Here is a 14,461-nt window from a genome sequence, read left to right as displayed (position 1 = left end):
CGCCCGCCGGCTACGGTCCGCCCGGCTACGGCCCGCCCGGTTACGGCCCGCCCGGCTGGCCCGGCCCGCGCCCCCCGTCGCCCGTCGCCCGTCGCCCGCCCGTCGCCCGCCCGTCGCCCGGTGGCATCCGGCCGGGGCGGTCAGAGCGTCGGGCAGGGGAGCCGCCAGGCGTCCAACCGCCGCTCCTTGCGGATCGAGGAGAAGCCGTAGCCCACCGTGGTGACGCAGAAGTCCGTGGTCGAGCCGGTGTACTCGACGTGGAACACCGGCTTGCCCGCCTCGACGAACGGCAGCAGCTTGGCGCACAGGCCCAGCCGGACGCACTCCTCGTTGACGGCGAAGTCGAAGTCCGGCGCCAGGGCGGCCACCTGCGGCACGGCGTCGACCAGGCCGGGGGAGAGGTCCAGGGACCGGGCCAGCTCGGCCAGCCGGCGGTTGAACAGCAACTGGTCGTCGAAGCCGAGCGGGAAACCGGAGCGTCGGGCGTACCCGTCGGCGTCGGCCAGCGCGACCGCGCCGAAGCCCTTGCCCCGGCAGAGTCGGAACCGGTCCGCCAGTACCGGCCGCAGCGCGTCCCACTGCCGCACGTCGAGCCACCGGCTCTGCGGGCGGGGCGCCGGGGCACCGCGTACGGCGGTCGGGAAGCGGCTCGCGTCCGGGTCGGTGGGCGCGACCGATCCCACGTGCACGAGGCAGACCAGCCGGCGGTCCCGGGAACGCAGCTCGGCGGTCTCGGCTGCGGTGGTGGCGACCGGGTCGAGCAGGAAGACGTCGGCGTCGACGGTCGGGTCCAGCGCCCCGCTCAGCTGCCACTGCCACTGCCAGCGCCCGGCCGATTCCACCGGCCAGGTGGTCGGCGCGCCGGGCGGGGCGAGCGCCACCCGGCAGGCACCGACGGTGGTCAGCAGGGCGAGCACGGCGCAGCGGGCCAGGACGGCGCGCGGGCCCCACCCGACGGCGCGCGTACGCGGCCCGATCCGCATCGGCAGCTCCGCAGGTCGCGGGCGGCCCCGCGCCGCCCGGGCGGGTACGCCGGCGTGGCGTACCTCACCCGGTCAAACGAGCGCGGACCCGGCCACGACTCGCGTTCAGCGCGGCGCGGCGAAGACCTGCGTCCAGTAGGGCCCGTTGCTGCTCGCGACGCCGACGCCGATCTCGGTGAAGGCGCAGTTGAGGATGTTGGCCCGGTGCCCGGGGCTGTTCATCCAGGCGTCCATCACCGCCGCCGGCGTCTTCTGGTTCCAGGCCACGTTCTCGCCGTAGGTGCGCCAGGCGTAGCCGACGCGGTCCAGCCGGTCGCCGGCGTCGCTGCCGTCGCTGCCGGTGTGCGACATGTTCCGGTGGTCGGCCTGGTCCTGGCTGTGCCGCTGGGCGGCGGTCATCAGCTTGCTGTCGACGCTCAGCGCGCCGCAGCCGGCCTTGGCCCGCTCGGCGTTGACCAGGTTCACCACCTCGCGGGCCTGGGCGCTGACGCCGCTGCTGACGGGCGCCTTCGTGGCCGGCGCGCTGCTGCGCTCGACGCTGCGCCGCGAGGCCGCCGTGGAACGCGACGGCGCCGGGGTGGGACTGGTCGTCCTGGTGGGCGACGGGGTGGGCTTCGCGCTGGTCGGCGCGGCGCTCGGGGTGGGCGCGGCCAGCGCGTCGCCGGGCGTGCCCCCGGTGCCCGGCAGGGCCGGGGCGGCGGCGACCGTGTCGTCCGCGGCGGCCGGGTCGGTCTCCGGGCCGTCGCCGCCGAGCGCCACCGCGCCGACGCCGAGGCTCACCACCAGGGTGGCCGCCGCGGCGGCGCCGCCGATCAGCGCCGGGCGGGAGAGGCGGCGGGGAATGCGGTGCCGGCCCTCGGCGGGCGCCGTCGCGGCCGGGGAGTCGCCGTGCGCCGCGAGGTCGAAGGCGGCGGTCGGGGAGTCGCCGCGCGCCCCGAGGCCGAGGGCAGCGGTCGGGGCGTCGGTCGGCCGGCCGGCGGGCGTCCGGTCGACGACCGGGGAGGCGTACGGCCCGCCCGGCCGGCGGTCGGTGTCGGCGTGCCAGCGCTCGCCCGCCTCGCCGTGCCAGCGCTCGTCCGTTTCGTCGTGCCAGCGCTCGCCCTGCCAGGGCTCGGCCGGTCGGGCGTTCCCGTCCTGCCGGGGCCGGGCCGGCTCCGCGGGTACGCCCTGCCGGGGCCCGGCCGGCTCCGCTGGCTCGGCGCGCCAGGTGGCGGTCGGCTCGGCCTGCCAGCGCGGGGTCGGCTGGTCGCGGTGCCACTCGTCGGCGGGGCGGTCCGGGTCGTCACCGAACAGGTAGGCCGACCTCGGCTCCGGACGGTCGGTCAGCCAGGCCGGCTCCTCGCGCAGCGGCTGCTCGGGGCGTCCGGGGGCGCCGTCCGGGTCGTTCGGGTCGGTCCAGCGGTACACGCCTGTGCCTCCACGGGGTCGGTTGCGGGCCGGGGTGACGCTACGTGTCGGCCACGAACAGCGGCAACGTGGCTAAGGAAGAGTTAAGGGGAAGTCGGGCGGCAGGGTAGGGACTTCCGGGGATACGGGGCGTAGAGTCAGGGTGTCCGGACAGAGCGTGTCCGCGCCTTGTGGCAGCCCCCCGACAAGTGGACAGGTCGACGTGGAAATGATCTACGGCCTGCGAGAACTTGACGACGGAGGGGGTATCGGCTCAATATATAGGTGTCGCCAGTCGCGCCCGGTCATGCCCAGAATCGTCTGGAAATGACAGCCGCGTACATATTGGGCGCGCGTTGGCCGGCCTTTCCGGCAGCGCATATCAAGGAGTCATCATGGCTAAGGCCCTGTACGGCCACGTAGGCGCAGCGCCCGATCGGCGTCTGCTCGACGAGGTCACCCGACTGCGTGCCACGGTTCGGGCTCTGGAGTTCGAGATCACCAGGCTGCGTGCCGACAACGATCGGCTCGCGGCGGCTGCGGCGGAGGCGGACGACCTGCTCCGTCTGGCCGAGCCCGCGCTGACCTGAGCCTCGGGTTCCGAAAACTGAATCGCAACACGCAAAAAGCGCGCCGACACTTCCGTGCCGGCGCGCAGCTCTGTCCGCACCCTTTTCGCCGGCCCCAATTCGCGATCTTGCGCCGCCCGGTCGGGGAACTGTGAACAGGGCAGCCGCGGCCCCTGTCCGACGGGCAGCCGCGGCCCCCGTCGGACGGTCCGGCCCGGGGCCCGTCAGGCGGGTCGCGTGCCGGGCCGCCGCCGGTCCCGGGTTAGTCTGCGGGTTCACCCAGGTCCGCGCAGCCGGCGACGGTACGGCGGCCACCGGACGAGGATCGAGAAGGTGCATCTCAAGAGCCTGACGGTGAGGGGCTTCAAGTCCTTCGCCTCCGCGACGACGCTGAAGCTGGAGCCGGGGATCACCTGCGTGGTCGGCCCCAACGGCTCCGGCAAGTCCAACGTCGTCGACGCCATCGCCTGGGTGCTCGGCGAGCAGGGCGCCAAGGCGCTGCGCGGCGGCAAGATGGAGGACGTCATCTTCGCCGGCACCGCCGGCCGGGCGCCGCTGGGCCGGGCCGAGGTGACCCTCACGATCGACAACACCGACGGCGCGCTGCCGATCGAGTACACCGAGGTGTCGATCACCCGCCGGATGTTCCGCTCCGGCGAGAGCGAGTACGAGATCAACGGCGACTCCTGCCGGCTGCTCGACATCCAGGAGCTGCTGTCGGATTCCGGCATCGGCCGGGAGATGCACATCATCGTCGGCCAGGGGCGGCTCGACGGCATGCTGCACGCCAAGCCGGAGGACCGGCGCTCGTTCATCGAGGAGGCGGCCGGCGTCCTCAAGCACCGCAAGCGCAAGGAGAAGGCGCTGCGGAAGCTCGACGCGATGCAGACCAATCTCAACCGGCTGACCGACCTGACCGCCGAGCTGCGCCGCCAGCTCAAGCCGCTGGGCCGGCAGGCCGAGGTGGCCCGGCGCGCCGCCGCGATCCAGGCCAACCTGCGCGACGCCCGGCTGCGGCTGCTCGCCGACGACCTGGCCACCCTGCGCGCCACCCTCGACCGGGAGATCGCCGACGAGACGGCGGTGCGCGAACGGCGCGAGCAGGTCGAGGCCGAGCACACCGAGGTGCAGGCGCGGCTGGCCGAGTTGGAGGCGGCCCTCGCCGAGGACGCGCCGCTGCTGGCCGCCGCGCAGGACACCTGGTACAAGCTCTCCGCCCTCTCCGAGCGGTTCCGCTCCATCGAGCAGCTTGCCCGCGAACGGCTGCGGCACCTCAGCGCCACGCCCGACGACGAGCGGCCCGGCCGCGATCCCGACCAGCTGGAGGCCGAGGCCGAGCGGGTCCGCGAGCAGGAGGAGGAGCTGCGCGCCGCGCTCACCGACGACCAGATCCGGCTCGCCGAGGCCGTCGAGCACCGCCAGGAGCTGGAGCGGCAGCTCGCCGCGGCCGAGCGCGAGCTGGTCGCCGCCGCCAAGGCGATCGCCGACCGCCGGGAGGGGCTGGCCCGGCTGACCGGCCAGGTCAACTCCGCCCGGGCTCGGACCACCAGCGCGGGCGAGGAGATCGAGCGGCTCGCCGCCGCGCACGCCGACGCGCTGGCCCGGGCCGAGCAGGCGCAGGCCGAGCTGGACGCGGTGGCCGAGCAGTCCACCGAGGCGGACCGGGACAACGCCGACCTCGACGCCCGGCACGCCGAGGCGGTCGCCGCCCAGGAGCGGGCGCAGGCCACCGTGCGGTCGCTCACCGACGCGGAGCGCGCGGCGGAGAAGGACGCCGCCACCTGGAAGGCCCGGGAGGAGGCGCTCGCCCTCGGCCTGCGCCGCAAGGACGGCGCGGGCGCGCTGCTGGCCCGCGCCGACGAGGTGCCGGGCCTGCTGGGCAGCCTGGCCGGGCTGCTCACCGTCGCCCCCGGGCAGGAGGCCGCGCTCGCCGCCGCCCTCGGCGGGCTCGCCGACGCGGTCGCGGTCAGCGGCGTCGACGAGGCGGTCGAGGCGATGCGGCTGCTGAAGATCTCCGACGCCGGCCGGGCCGGCCTGCTGGTCGGCAGCCCCGCCGGGCCGGGGATGGACGCCCCGGTCGACGCGCTGCGGCCGAAGCTGCCCGACGGCGCCCGCTGGGCGCCCGACCTGGTGGAGTGCTCCCCGCAGATCCGCCCGGCGGTGCACCGGGCGCTGCGCGACGTGGCGCTTGTCGACGACCTCGCGGCGGCGGCCGAGGTGGTCGCCGGCAATCCGGAGCTGCGCGCGGTCACCCCCGACGGGGACGTGGTCGGGGCGTACGCGGCGGCCGGCGGGTCGGCCAAGGCGCCGAGCTTCATCGAGGTGCAGGCGGCGGTCGAGGAGGCCCGGTCGAACCGGCTCGCCGCCGAGCAGACCGGCGCGGAGCTGCGCGAACAGCTCGTCGACGCCCGCGCCGAGGTGGCCGCCGCCAAGGAGGCCGTGCAGCACGCCGCCGCCGCCAAGCGGGAGGCGGAGAGCCACCGCAACGCCGCCGCCCGCCGGCTGGCCGAGCTGGGCGCGGCGGCCCGCTCCGCGAAGGCGGAGACCGACCGGCTCGGCGAGTCCCGGGCCCGCGCGGAGGCGGCCCGGGAGCGGGACCTGCTCACCCTCGCCGAGCTGGAGGAGCGGCTGCGGCTGGCCGAGGAGACCCCGGTCGACGCGGAACCCTCCACCGAGGAGCGCGACCAGCTCGCCGCGATGGTGCCGCAGGCGCGGCAGAACGAGATGGAGGTCCGGCTCGCGGTGCGTACCGCCGAGGAGCGGGTCTCCTCGATCGCCGGCCGCGCCGACTCGCTGCGCCGGCAGGCCACCGCCGAGCGGGCCGCGCGGGAACGCGCGGCGGCGCGGCGGGCGGCGCGCACCCGGGGCGCGGGGATCGCCCGCGCCGTGGCGGGCGGCGCCCGGGAGGCCCTCACCCGGCTGGCGACCTCCATCGCGGCGGCCGAGGAGCACCGCGACGCCGTGGCGCGCGAACGGGCCTCCCGCGAGGCCGAGCTACAGGAGGTACGCGGCGCCGCCAAGCGGCTCGCCGCCGAGCTGGAGCGGCTGACCAGCCAGGTGCACCGGGACGAGGTGGCCCGCGCCGAGCAGCGGCTGCGCATCGAGCAGCTGGAGGCCAAGGCGGCGGAGGATTTCGGGCTGGACGTGGAGACCCTGGTCGCCGAGTACGGCCCGACCCAGCCCGTGCCGCCCACCCAGGCCGACGTGGCGGCGGCCGAACGCGACGGCCTGCCGGTGCCCGAGCCGGTGCGTTACGAGCGGCCCGTGCAGGAGAAGCGGGCCGCCAAGGCGGAACGGGAACTCACCCTGCTCGGCAAGGTCAACCCGCTGGCCCTGGAGGAGTTCGCCGCGCTGGAGGAGCGCTACAAGTTCCTCTCCGAGCAGCTGGAGGACCTCAAGGCCACCCGCCGCGACCTGCTCACCGTGGTCAAGGACGTCGACGACCGGATCCTGGAGGTCTTCGCCAGCGCGTTCGAGGACACGGCCCGGGAGTTCCAGCAGGTCTTCACCGTCCTCTTCCCCGGCGGCGAGGGGCGGCTGGTGCTCACCGACCCCGACGACCTGCTCACCACGGGCGTCGAGGTGGAGGCCCGCCCGCCGGGCAAGAAGATCAAGCGGCTGTCGCTGCTCTCCGGCGGCGAGCGGTCGCTGACCGCCGTCGCGATGCTGGTGGCGATCTTCCGCGCCCGGCCCAGCCCGTTCTACATCATGGACGAGGTGGAGGCGGCGCTCGACGACGTCAACCTGGGCCGGCTGATCACGCTGCTGGCCCAGTTGCGGGAGAAGAGCCAGCTCATCGTCATCACGCACCAGAAGCGGACGATGGAGGTCGCCGACGCCCTGTACGGCGTGACGATGCGCAACGGGGTGACCCAGGTGATCAGCCAACGGCTCAACCGGGCCGACACCGACGACGAGCGGCGTGGCCGCGGCGAGGAGAACGAGTAGTGGGTCGGGAACGCGCCACGGCGCTCCTGGTGGACTTCGACGGCGTCCTGCGGCGCTGGGACCCGGCCGTCGCCGCCGGCGTGGAGCGGGAGTACGGCCTCTCCGAGGGCGTGCTCACCGAGATCGCCATGCAGTGGGGGCGGCTCCGGCCCGTGCTGACCGGCGAGGTCAGCCACGCCGACTGGGTGGCCAGCGTCGCCGACGCGCTCACCGAGTCGGTGGGCGGCCGCGAGCGGGCCCGGGCGGCGGTGGAGCAGTGGCAGCGCTACCGGGGCGAGGTGGACCGGGAGGTGCTCGACGTGGTCCGCGACGCGCGGGCGGGCGGCATCCGGGTCGGGCTCGGCACGAACGCCACCGACCTGCTCGACGCCGACCTGGCGGCGCTCGGCCTCGTCGGCGAGTTCGACGTGGTGGTCAACTCGTCCAAGATCGGGGTGCACAAGCCGGCGAAGGAATACTTCCAGGCCGCCTGCGAGGCGCTGGAGACCTCGCCGGGGCGGGTCCTCTTCGTCGACGACGAGGACTGGGCCGTCCGGGGCGCCCGCGCGGCCGGGCTCTCGGCGCTGCGCTGGAGCGGCCCGGCCGACCTGCGCTACCTGCGGGCGGCGCTGGCGTACTGAGCCGGGCACGGCTTCCTCCGGCGCGTCGGCTCCGCCGACGGTCCGGTTCCTCCGAGGCGCGGTCCGGCGTCGCCCGACCGGCGGAGGCCCGGCGCCTCGGTCACCGCGAACGGCGGGGGATCGAGCCGGCTGTCGCCCCTCGCCCGGCCAACACCCGCCACCGTGAACGGCGGGGGCCGAGCCGGCTGTCGACCCCCGCCCGGCGAACACACGCCGGGCGGGGCGGTCGGGCGCGGGCGCCCGAGGGGGATCAGTCCCCGGTGACGCCGTCGATGCGTTCGCGGATCAGGTCGGCGTGCCCGTTGTGCCGGGCGTACTCCTCGATCATGTGCACGTAGATCCAGCGCAGGTTGAACGTCCGGCGCTTCGGGCCGACCTCGGTGAAGGTCTCGTCGAGCGAGCGGCCCGCCGCGGCCTTCCGGGCCAGCTCCACCTCGCGGTGGAAGGTGGCGAAGTCCGCCTCGGCGTCGGCGGAGCTGGCGTCGAGGTCGGCGTCGGGGTTGTCGGGCGTGAAGTAGGGGTAGTCGACCTGCTCGCCGGCGAGGTTCTCCCGGAACCACCAGGCCTCCACCTCGGCGAGGTGCCGGACCAGGCCGAGCAGGGTCAGCCCGGAGGGCTCGACGCTGGGCGTCTTCAACTGCTCGGCGGTCAGCCCGGCGCACTTGAGCAGCAGGGTCTGCCGCTGGTAGTCCAGCCAGCCCTCCAGCATGGTGCGTTCGTCGCCGACGTAGGGCTCTCGGTTCCGGGTGATCTCCGGTGCTCGCCAGGTCATGCGGGCCATCCTGGCGGAAACCCCTGACGGTCGCGACCGCATTTGTCGCAGGCGGCGGGACGACCAGCGCCTGCGTGAGCCGGGCGGAGCGACGGAGGACGGGCGCGTCGGAGTACGGCCGGTGCGGCCGTACTCCGACTGCTCGACGGTGATCTCCCGCGGTCGCTCCTGGTGGGCAGGTGGAGCGGCCCGGGCGCGGCGTCGGCCCTCGGGTCGAGGGGCCCCGTCAACCTCTTCCGGCGATGGTCACCTGGGCGGAGCCGTCCGGCATGCCGGCGATGCTGACGTTGCTGCCGGCGGCCGTGGTGGGGGTGCCCATCCCGGGCAGCGGCCGGAGCGGGTCCCAGGTGCCGTTGGGGTGGCGGATCTTGTGGTAGACGCCGTCGTCGATGCCGATCATGAGGACGTGGGCGGAGCCGTCGGGCATGCCGGTGATGGCGACGTCCTTGCCGGCGGCGGGGGTGGTGGTGTTGTAGCCGGTGATGGGCTGGAATCCGATTCGGCATCGACGACTGGGAATAGGTGAATCCGTCCAGGTCGGAGCCGGGAAGCCGGTGGTGGCGGTCCTCGTGGTCGCGGCGGGCTGCGGCGGGGTCAGCCACCGGGGGTCAGCCGCTGCCGCATCACCCGCCGCAGGTGGCCGTCGCTCGTGGTGCCCTCGATGGTCACCTCGGCGGCCCGCCCGGTGTGCACCAGCGTGGCGACCGCGTTGCCGAAGTACGGGCCGGCCAGCCGCTTCCACCGCAGCGAGGGCCGGCGGACCCCGGCCGAGCGGGCGAGCGCCCGGGTCGCCCCGGCGGGCCCGGGCGACCAGCCCAGCCGCATCAGCGGGCGCAGCCCGGCGGGCACCTGGTTGTGGATGGGCGAGCAGGTGAGCTGGTGCACGGGGGTGACGACGCTCCGGTCGTCGAACCGGGCCCGCGCCACGTACGAGTGGTGCACGTCACCGGAGAGCACGCTGATCGAGGCCGGCGGCGCGTACGCGGGCCCGGCCCCGACCCGCTCGCCGGGCTGGCCCGGGGTGCCGCTGCCGATCCGGGCGAACAGCGCGCCCAGGGCGTCGAACGAGCGGCGGAAGGCGGCCCAGTGTTCCAGGTCGAGGCCCCGGCGCAGCTTCTCGGACAGCCGCCCGACCCAGCGCCGGCGGGAGTCGGCGAGCTTCTCGTTCCACGCCTCCACGTGGTGGATGCCCGGCGGCAGCAGCCACGGCAGCGAGGAGCCGACCACGAGGTGGTCGTAGACGCCGTGGGCCTGGTCGAGGAACCACGACCACTCGCCCGGGGGCAGCATGGCCCGCTGGCCGGGCTCCAGCACCCGGCTGCACCGGTTGTCCAGCATCACCAGCCGGGTCCGGCCCAGGTCCAGCGCGTAGCTCCACTGGTACTGCACCGCCCGCCACCGCTCGGTGTCGTGGGCGAGGTCGGCCTCGGTGTCGACCCGCTGGCCGAACTCGCGCAGCACGCCGGTGGCGTCCTCGGCGGCGCTGACCTTGGCGAAGACCGGGTCGGCGGCGATCTCGTCGGGGGAGAGGTTGCCCAGGTGCTGGTAGACCCAGTAGGACGCCAGGCCGCTGGTGATCCGCTCCGCCCACCAGGGCTGCTCGCGCATGTCGGCCCGCCAGGAGGCCGAGGTGTTCCAGTCGTCGATGACCTCGTGGTCGTCGAAGATCATCACGCTCGGCACGGTGGAGAACAGCCACCGGATCTCCGGATCGCGCCAGGACTCCAGGTAGAGCTTCGTGTACTCGTCGAAGCTGACCACCTGGTCGGCGGGCGCGCCCTTCGGCCGCCGCCGGCGCCGCTTCAGCAGCCGCCGCACTGTGGGGGAGGTCACGTCGGCGTAGACCTGGTCGCCGAGGAGCACCAGCAGGTCGGGCAGGTCGGCCGGGTCGGGGGCGGCCATCAGCCGCCGGGCGTACGCGTCGAGCGCGTCCGGGGGCAGCCGCCGGGTCGTGGCGTGCTGGGTGGTCTCCCGGCAGGAGCCGAAGACGAGCCGGACGGGCTGGTCGAGGTCGTCGGCCGGCCGGGTGCGGATCACGCTGGGCGGGAAGCCGCTCTTCGTGACCGGCCAGGCGACCTCGTCGTCGATCAGCACCTCGTAGGTGGTCGCGCTGTCCGGGGCGAGCCCCTCCACCACGACGAGCGCGTAGTGGTGGTCGTACGCGGAGAAGGTGGGCGCGGTGCCGGAGGCGCCGCTGGCGGTGCGGACGGTGACCACGGCGGGCGCGCTGGTCTCGACCCAGACGGTGGCCCGCGTCCCGACCACCCGCCGCAGCAACGGGCCGATGAGCAGGTGTGCCGCGGGCATGGTGGACCTCCAGGTGAGCGGACTTCATCTTTACTACCCGGCCGGCGGTCGCACCACTGCTGGCTGTGACCGAGCCTACGCCGGTTCGCGGCGGGGCCGCCGGGAGCGGTGGCTGGGACAGCTTCGCCGGCATCTGGAAGGATTCCGGCATGACCGAATACCTCCTCATCGCACTCGCCCTGCTCGGCGTGCTGATCCTTGGCGGCATCGGGCTGGTCGTGCCGCGGCTGCGCCGGCGCCCGGAGCCGCCGCTGCCCGAGACGGAGGTCGAGACCCGGGCCGAGGAGGACCTGGCCGGCCCGCCGGTGGAGGCGCCGGAGGCCGAACTCTCCACCGGGATCCTGGTGGAACCGCCGGTCGTGGAGGCCCCGGCCCCGGTGCTGGAGGTCCCCGAGCCGACCGCCGGGCGGCTGGTCCGGCTGCGGTCCCGGCTCTCCCGCTCGCAGAACGTGTTCGGCAAGGGCCTGCTCGGCCTGCTCAGCCGCGACCACCTCGACGAGGACGCCTGGGAGGAGATCGAGGACAGCCTGATCACCGCCGACGTCGGCATCGACGCCACCCGGGACATCGTCGACCGGCTGCGCGAGCGGACCCGCGTCCTCGGCACCCGGTCGGCGTCCGAGCTGCGCGCGCTGCTCGCCGCCGAGCTGGTCAACGCGCTCGACCCGACGCTGGACCGGTCGCTGCGCACCGCCGGCAGGGACGGCGTGCCGGCGGTGCTGCTGGTGGTCGGCGTCAACGGCGCGGGCAAGACCACCACCTGCGGCAAGATCGCCCGGGTGCTCGTCGCCGACGGCCGCAGCGTGCTGCTCGGCGCCGCCGACACCTTCCGGGCCGCCGCCGCGGACCAGCTGGAGACCTGGGGTGGGCGGGTCGGCGCGGAGACCGTCCGGGGCCCGGAGGCGGCCGACCCGGCCAGCGTGGCGTTCGACGCCGTCAAGCGCGGCATCGACACGGGCGTGGACACCGTGCTGATCGACACCGCCGGCCGCCTGCAGAACAAGATCGGCCTGATGGACGAGCTGGGCAAGGTCAAGCGGGTGGTGGAGAAGCACGGCCCGATCGACGAGACGCTGCTGGTCCTCGACGCCACGACCGGGCAGAACGGGCTGGAGCAGGCCCGCGTCTTCACCGAGGTCGTCAACGTGACCGGCGTGGTGCTCACCAAGCTCGACGGCACCGCCAAGGGCGGCATCGTGATCGCCGTGCAGCGCAAGCTGGGCATCCCGGTCAAGCTGGTGGGGCTGGGCGAGGGCAAGGACGACCTGGCGCCGTTCGACCCCGCGCAGTTCGTCGACGCGCTGCTCGGTACCGAGCCGCTCGCCCGGGACGCGTAACCTCGCAGTGACGACCGACGATCGCGCCTACGCCGGGTGGCGCGACCCCAGCCACCCGTCGCAGCGCCTCGGGAGACCGTACGTGACTTCGCAGGAGATCCCGCTGCACGGCGGGAACGTCAGCACCGTGGTCCGGGTCGGCGACACGGTCCGGCGCAACGCCGGGCCGTGGACGCCCTCGGTCCACGCCCTGCTGCGCCACCTGGAATACGTGGGCTTCACCGGCGCCCCCCGCGCGCTCGGCATGGACGAGCGCAACCGTGAGGTCCTGTCGTACCTGGAGGGGGAGTGCGGGGAATACCCGCTGGCCCCGCACTGGGTCACCGACGAGGCGCTGGTGACCGTGGCCACCATGCTGCGGATGTTCCACGACGCCCAGTACGGCTTCGTGCCGCCGCCCGGGGCGGTCTGGCGCTCGTTCGGCCCGCCGCCGCCGGACACCGAGGTGATCTGCCACCACGACGCCGCCCCGCACAACGTGATCTGGCGGCCCGACGGCACCCTCGGTCTGATCGACTTCGACCTCGCCTCGCCCGGCGCGCGGATCTACGACGTGGCGTACGCGGCCTGGACCTGGGTGCCGATCTTCTCCGACCGGGACTCGATCACGCTCGGCTGGAAGCACCCGGACCGGCCGCGCCGGCTGCGCCTCTTCGCCGACGCGTACGGGCTGATCCCGCGCGACCGGCACCGGCTGATCCGCACCATCCGCAAGCGGATCGTCGACCACGTCGAGGGCATCCGCCGGATGGCCGCCGCCGGTGAGCCGGCGTTCGTCCGGATCGTGCACAAGGGGCACCTGCGCCGGCCGATGCGGGACCTGCGGCTGCTCGACTACGAGCGCAACGCGCTGGAGTACGCGCTGCGCTGAGCGGTCGGTGCCACCGCGCGCCGCGGTGAGGTTCTCTTCACACGTCCGAAACAAGCCGTCACCGGCCGGAAATCGACGGGTGACGCTGGGGGAAACAGGGAGCGAGCAGGCTTCCGCGCATCCGGCGTACGGGCGACGCTGCCCCGGAAGCCGGGAAGGAGGGAACTTCACCTTTAGGAGGCCAGCGTGCCTGAGGCACCCACGATCGATTCCGGCAACACCGTGTGGTTGCTGGTGTCGACGGCGCTCGTGCTGCTCATGACGCCCGGACTGGCGCTGTTCTACGGCGGCCTCAACCGGGCCAAGGGTGTACTGAACATGATGATGATGAGCTTCTCCGCGATCGGGCTCATCTCCGTTTTGTGGTGGTTCTACGGATTCAGCATCGCGTTCGGCAGCGATGTCAACGGCTTCTGGGGCGACCCGGGCGCCTACCTCGGCACCAGCACCTTCCTCGCCGAGACCGACCTGTGGGGCGCGACGGCCGAGAACCCGAGCGGCATCGGCGTCCCGCTCTACGTGTTCATGGCCTTCCAGATGATGTTCGCCGTGATCACCGTCGCGCTGATCAGCGGCGCGATCTCCGACCGGGCCAGGTTCGCCGGCTGGCTGCTGTTCGCGTTCGGCTGGGCGACGCTGGTCTACTTCCCGGTCGCGCACTGGGTGTGGGGCGGCGGCATCATCGGCGGCGACATCCACGCGCTCGACTTCGCCGGCGGCACCGCCGTGCACATCAACGCCGGCGCGGCGGCCCTGGCCCTGGCCCTGGTGCTCGGCAGGCGGCTCGGCTGGCCCCGGGAGGGCATGAAGCCGCACAACATCCCGCTCGTCGCGCTCGGCGCCGGGCTGCTCTGGTTCGGCTGGTTCGGCTTCAACGCCGGCTCCGAGCTCACCGTCGACTCGGTCGCCGGTCTGGCCTTCGTCAACACCCAGCTCGCCACGGCCGCCGCCGTGCTCGGCTGGATCGCCGTCGAATGGATCAAGGACCGGAAGCCGACCCTGGTCGGCGCCTCGTCCGGCGCCGTCGCCGGCCTGGTCGCCATCACCCCGGCCTGCGGCTTCATCGCCCCCTGGGCGGCGGTGCTGCTCGGTCTCGTCGCCGGGGCGGTCTGCGCGCTGGCGATCAGCTTGAAGTACCGGCTCGGCTACGACGACTCGCTCGACGTGGTCGGCGTGCACTTCGTCGGCGGCTGGATCGGGTCGCTCTGGCTGGGCCTGTTCGCCACCAACTCGGTCAACGGCGCGATCACCGACGTGGTCGGCGCCTCCGACGGCCTGTTCTACGGTGGTGGGGCGACGCAGCTCGGCCGGCAGGCCCTGGCCGGCCTGATCGTCACCGCCTGGTCCTTCGCGGTGGCCTGGCTGCTCGCCTTCGCGATCGAGAAGACGATCGGCTTCCGGGTCCGGGGCGAGGACGAGGTCGGCGGCATCGACATCGCCGAGCACGCCGAGAGCGGCTACGACCTGTCCCCGGCCGCGGGCAGCGGCGGCGGCAGCGCCTTCGCCCTGGCCGGGCTGGGCGGGGGCAGGCAGCCGGCGGAACCGGCCGCGCCCGCCGCGCCCCCCGCCGCGCCTGCCGACGAGAAGGCTGACGAAAAGGCTGACGGGAGTGCTGACGAGCCGGCCGCCGGGCCGGTCGACGAGAAGGTCGCCGGTTAACGTTCCGGT

General features: G+C 74.3%; 11 protein-coding genes. 6 read left to right on the top strand and 5 right to left on the bottom strand.

The genetic code is table 11. The features are described from left to right. Positions 1-140: 140 nt before the first annotated feature. Positions 141-983 (bottom strand): endo alpha-1,4 polygalactosaminidase, encoded by an 843-nt coding sequence (locus tag ACWENR_RS01645; protein ID WP_452275144.1) that lies wholly within the window; start codon positions 981-983, stop codon positions 141-143. 105 nt (positions 984-1,088) lie between these two features. Further along, positions 1,089-2,390 (bottom strand): CAP domain-containing protein, encoded by a 1,302-nt coding sequence (locus tag ACWENR_RS01640; RefSeq protein ID WP_452275143.1) that lies wholly within the window; start codon positions 2,388-2,390, stop codon positions 1,089-1,091. Positions 2,391-2,764: 374 nt separating this feature from the next. On the opposite strand from ACWENR_RS01640, the gene ACWENR_RS01635 reads away from it, so the two are divergent. The 3 genes from ACWENR_RS01635 to ACWENR_RS01625 all read left to right on the top strand — a co-directional run bounded on the left by ACWENR_RS01635 (position 2,765) and on the right by ACWENR_RS01625 (position 7,506). Then, positions 2,765-2,959 carry a hypothetical protein gene (locus ACWENR_RS01635; protein WP_452275142.1) on the top strand — a complete coding sequence of 65 codons (195 nt, stop codon included), beginning with the start codon at positions 2,765-2,767 and terminating at the stop codon, positions 2,957-2,959. Positions 2,960-3,271: 312 nt separating this feature from the next. Next, complete coding sequence (smc, locus tag ACWENR_RS01630) at positions 3,272-6,886, top strand: chromosome segregation protein SMC (protein ID WP_452275141.1); 3,615 nt, start codon at positions 3,272-3,274, stop codon at positions 6,884-6,886. Further along, positions 6,886-7,506 carry an HAD-IA family hydrolase gene (locus ACWENR_RS01625; protein ID WP_452275140.1) on the top strand — a complete coding sequence of 207 codons (621 nt, stop codon included), beginning with the start codon at positions 6,886-6,888 and terminating at the stop codon, positions 7,504-7,506. The genes smc and ACWENR_RS01625 overlap by 1 nt, the downstream gene beginning before the upstream one ends. Before the next feature lie 250 nt (positions 7,507-7,756). Here the strand turns inward: ACWENR_RS01625 and ACWENR_RS01620 are convergent, their stop codons facing one another. The 3 genes from ACWENR_RS01620 to ACWENR_RS01610 form a co-directional block, all read right to left on the bottom strand. Next, positions 7,757-8,278 carry a DinB family protein gene (locus tag ACWENR_RS01620; RefSeq protein WP_452275139.1) on the bottom strand — a complete coding sequence of 174 codons (522 nt, stop codon included), beginning with the start codon at positions 8,276-8,278 and terminating at the stop codon, positions 7,757-7,759. A gap of 226 nt (positions 8,279-8,504) precedes the next feature. Then, entirely contained in the window at positions 8,505-8,705 is a 201-nt protein-coding gene (locus ACWENR_RS01615; RefSeq protein ID WP_452275138.1) for a hypothetical protein, read from the bottom strand. Positions 8,706-8,872: 167 nt separating this feature from the next. Beyond that, a complete protein-coding gene (locus tag ACWENR_RS01610; RefSeq protein WP_452275137.1) occupies positions 8,873-10,585 on the bottom strand; it encodes an alkaline phosphatase D family protein in 1,713 nt (570 codons plus the stop codon). A 149-nt stretch (positions 10,586-10,734) separates the two neighbouring features. Between ACWENR_RS01610 and ftsY the strand changes: the two genes are divergently transcribed. The 3 genes from ftsY (at position 10,735) to ACWENR_RS01595 (ending at position 14,452) form a co-directional block, all read left to right on the top strand. Continuing rightward, positions 10,735-11,922, top strand: coding sequence for a signal recognition particle-docking protein FtsY (ftsY, locus tag ACWENR_RS01605; RefSeq protein ID WP_452275136.1), 1,188 nt, complete (start codon positions 10,735-10,737; stop codon positions 11,920-11,922). 7 nt (positions 11,923-11,929) lie between these two features. Then, entirely contained in the window at positions 11,930-12,793 is an 864-nt protein-coding gene (locus ACWENR_RS01600; protein WP_350680417.1) for an aminoglycoside phosphotransferase family protein, read from the top strand. A 186-nt stretch (positions 12,794-12,979) separates the two neighbouring features. Then, a complete protein-coding gene (locus tag ACWENR_RS01595; RefSeq protein WP_452275135.1) occupies positions 12,980-14,452 on the top strand; it encodes an ammonium transporter in 1,473 nt (490 codons plus the stop codon). The last annotated feature ends 9 nt before the right edge of the window (positions 14,453-14,461 follow it).

The organism is Micromonospora sp. NPDC004336 (assembly GCF_053602615.1).
The sequence above is the reverse complement of the archived record's forward strand: the minus strand, read 5'-3'. Positions and strand labels throughout refer to the sequence as shown.

Bases quoted from the DNA above. Each gene is read 5' to 3' on its own strand.
- ACWENR_RS01635 (WP_452275142.1), top strand. From the start codon at position 2,765: ATGGCTAAGGCCCTGTACGGCCACGTAGGCGCAGCGCCCGATCGGCGT.
- ACWENR_RS01620 (WP_452275139.1), bottom strand. From the start codon at position 8,278: ATGACCTGGCGAGCACCGGAGATCACCCGGAACCGAGAGCCCTACGTC.
- ftsY (WP_452275136.1), top strand. From the start codon at position 10,735: ATGACCGAATACCTCCTCATCGCACTCGCCCTGCTCGGCGTGCTGATC.
- ACWENR_RS01610 (WP_452275137.1), bottom strand. From the start codon at position 10,585: ATGCCCGCGGCACACCTGCTCATCGGCCCGTTGCTGCGGCGGGTGGTC.
- ACWENR_RS01615 (WP_452275138.1), bottom strand. From the start codon at position 8,705: ATGCCCGACGGCTCCGCCCACGTCCTCATGATCGGCATCGACGACGGC.
- ACWENR_RS01645 (WP_452275144.1), bottom strand. From the start codon at position 983: ATGCGGATCGGGCCGCGTACGCGCGCCGTCGGGTGGGGCCCGCGCGCC.